Origin of the sequence: Thermodesulfobium sp. 4217-1, from assembly GCF_039822205.1 — a bacterium.
Taxonomy (GTDB): domain Bacteria; phylum Thermodesulfobiota; class Thermodesulfobiia; order Thermodesulfobiales; family Thermodesulfobiaceae; genus Thermodesulfobium.
In genome coordinates this window covers 1-3,242 of record NZ_JBAGBW010000048.1, presented here as the reverse complement: position 1 = coordinate 3,242, position 3,242 = coordinate 1, and the positions used below count along the sequence as shown (strand labels likewise).

Below are 3,242 nucleotides of genomic sequence, written 5' to 3'. Positions count from 1 at the left end.
GATAAATATTAATGAATAATTTTTCAAAGCCTAATATAAGTTTAGATAACATAGATACAATTGATAAAAATACAGCTATTACTAAGCATATAGAAACAACTATTAACAAAGTTTTTAATAGAACATTCTCCCCAGAAGAAATTATTAACCTTTTTAAAACTTTAGAATTTGATAGAGAGTGGTCTTTTACGGACTTCAAACAATCCGATACTGGCAAATGGACTCATAATTATCATAGCTATCCAGCAAAATTTATTCCACAACTAGTTGAAAGATTATTTGATGAATATATTAAAGTAAAGAATGCTAACGTAAACGATCCTTTTTTTGGTTGTGGGACGACTATAGTTTCTGCTATTTCAAGAGGATTTAGAGCAAGTGGAACTGATATTAACAAAATTGCTTATCTTATTTCTAAAGTAAAATCTACTCCGATTGAGCCGACTTATCTTAATAAAAAAATTGAACAGCTTTTAGAAAAATTGAAAAAAGAAGCATTAGAACCATTGATTCCAAGCAGGCACATTGAAAGAATAAATTATTGGTTTACCGAAGAAATTAAAAACGAACTTGGAAAAATCCTAAGAGTTGTGTTCGAAGAAGATGATGAAACAATTAGAAATTTTTATCTCGTTGCCTTTAGCAGTATTCTAAAAAGCTGCTCAATTTGGTTACAAAGAAGCACAAAACCTACCAGAGATTTAAAAAAGAAGCCATCCAGACCTTATGACATTATAAAAAAGCAACTACTAAGGATGCAAAAAAGAAACATAATTTTTTATAATATAGTCCCAGAACACGTAAGAGAAAATATTAACGAATACTTAAATATAAAAATTGGCGATGCAAAAAATCAGCCCGTTCAAAAAGATTCTATAGATCTAATAGTCACATCAAGCCCTTATATAACAAGTTATGAATATGCAGATTTACACCAGCTATCAACAATATGGCTTGATTTAGCATACGATTTAAGAGAATACAAGAAAGAATTTATTGGCACTTCCTATAAAAGTTACGAAGACAAAAAAACCAGAAGTCAAATTGCCATTAATATTATTAACAAAATGTCTGAGAAGAGTAAAAAGGTGGCAAAAGAGATAGAGGCATTTTTTATTGATATGGAAGAAGTGTTTAACGAAAGTTTTAGCATTCTGAAAAGTGGCGGAAGATGTTGCTATGTTATAGGCAATACAAAATTGAGAGGAGTAGACATCCTAAATGCTGAAGTTTTTGCAGAAAGCCTGCAATACTCAGGATTTAAACTTGACAGAATAATCAAAAGAGAAATTCCTTTGAAGATTCTCCCTCAGAAACGAGATCAAAAAACAGGAAGGTTTTCCAATCAAAAAGATGCAAATATTGAGGCCTATCCTGCTGAGTATATTGTAATCGGATTAAAGGAGTAAGACAATGGAATATGAAGATTTGCAGAATTTGTACGAAGAGAAAAAGAAAGAACACAATGATGATGTATATAAATATGTATCCGAATTGCTAAAAGAAGCAAAACAAAAACACAAAAAAGACTGGGATAAAAGCCCTACTAAAAACGGTGACCATGAGCAAAGCTGGAGAGCTTTCAAAGGTAAAAATCTTGAAAAATTGGTTCAGTACATTATTAAAGACGAAGTTAAAGAATTGGGTTTGACAGTTATTAACGGGAATGCCCTTGAACGCTCAAAAAACTTAAGTCAAGAACTCAGCAAAGTAAAAAGAAATCTTGTTATAAATTATGGAGTCTATGGAATGCATTTGCCTGATGTAGATATTATTATCTACAAAAAAGAATCTTGTAAAGTTTTAGCTGTGCTCTCTTGTAAGGTTACTTTAAGAGAAAGAATTGCTCAAACGGGGTATTGGAAATTGAAGCTTCTTGAAGATGAAAACACCAGACATATCAAGGTATATTTTATAACTCCAGACGAAGACAGCACCCTAACGAAAAAGTCTCCTATGAAAAAGGGTAGGGCAATAGTTGAAGCTGATTTAGACGGAAGTTATGTACTAACTGAAGAGAAAGTCGAAGAAAGCAACAAAGTAAAACTTTTTGATAAATTTATTGAAGATTTGAAAAACTTGCTAAAATAATTTTATGTCTTATATCTCTAAGAAATCATCCAGATGATAATTTACTTCTCAAATAAATTGAAATGAAAAAAAATATTAAAATTGAAAGCACGACTCTTTGGGATTTTCCGCGACAAAACTACGGCGATAAACCCCATGGCGATAACAAGTATAATGGCGTTACACCAGCGTTAATAATATGGAATCTTTTACAAAGATACACAAATGAAGGCGACCTGGTTATAGATCCAATGTGCGGAAGCGGCACAACTATTGACGTATGCAAAGAAGAAAATAGAAAAGTAATAGGTTTCGACATAGTGCCATATAGAAACGATATTATACAATCAGATGCAAGAAATTTGCCACTGGAAAACGAGATAGCAGATTTTATTTTTATTGATTCTCCCTATTCAGATAATATAAAGTATAATAACCACCCCGATAATATTGGCAACATATCCTGTGAAAATGAAATATTTTTTGAAGAATTAAATAAGGTAGCTAAAGAAATATATCGCATTTTAAAGCCATACAAATATATGGCATGGCTTATTGGTGACCAGGCAAAAAAGAAGAAATTTATCCCAACAGGCTTCAAGCTTTATTCTATTCTGGAAAGCTATTTCAAGCCTGTCGACATAATTTGCATTACTAGACATAACCAAACATCAAACACACAAATATGGCATGAAAGAGCAAGAAGATATAACTTTTACTTAAGGAGATTTAAATATCTTATCATAGTGCAAAAAGAAGAGAAATAAACAACTATTTATAAATTTTACACACTTGATTAACTATATAAGTTAGAGAGTTTTATCAGCTTGCGAATCCTGATGAAATGAACCTTGCAGGGCTGATTAGGTATGCGAAGGTAAATAAGTTTGATGTAGAATGATAAAATCCTGGACTAACCTGAGTTTAGAACATATCTCTTATTTCATCTATGCTTTGAACCTTGATGGTCGCTTTAAGTATTTTTCTTAGCTTATCCCTATCTTTTGTTTTTTTCACCATTAGTTTTATATCTCTTGGGACTTTATCAAATTTGGCTTCAATGGCATCTAAAAGTAAATCCTGGGCTTCAAATATCATACCCTCTATCTTACCTTTCTCTATACCTTTCTCCATACCTTTCTCCATACCTTCTAATAGTCCCTCTTCCTTAC

3 protein-coding genes and 1 pseudogene are annotated in these 3,242 nt (G+C 31.7%); 3 read left to right on the top strand and 1 reads right to left on the bottom strand.

Annotation, left to right across the window (positions count from 1 at the left end):
• Positions 1-11 precede the first annotated feature (11 nt).
• From V4762_RS09870 to V4762_RS09860, 3 genes are all read left to right on the top strand, one after another.
• The gene (locus tag V4762_RS09870; protein WP_347315608.1) at positions 12-1,409 is read left to right on the top strand and encodes a DNA methyltransferase; all 1,398 of its coding nucleotides are present in this window, start codon (positions 12-14) and stop codon (positions 1,407-1,409) included.
• 4 nt (positions 1,410-1,413) lie between these two features.
• Positions 1,414-2,091, top strand: a complete 678-nt coding sequence (locus tag V4762_RS09865; RefSeq protein WP_347315607.1) for a BsaWI family type II restriction enzyme — start codon at positions 1,414-1,416, stop codon at positions 2,089-2,091.
• A 62-nt stretch (positions 2,092-2,153) separates the two neighbouring features.
• Entirely contained in the window at positions 2,154-2,837 is a 684-nt protein-coding gene (locus tag V4762_RS09860; protein WP_347315606.1) for a TRM11 family SAM-dependent methyltransferase, read from the top strand.
• A 157-nt stretch (positions 2,838-2,994) separates the two neighbouring features.
• On the opposite strand, the pseudogene V4762_RS09855 reads toward V4762_RS09860, so the two are convergent.
• A pseudogene (locus tag V4762_RS09855) lies at positions 2,995-3,242 on the bottom strand (Rpn family recombination-promoting nuclease/putative transposase); the annotation flags it as partial.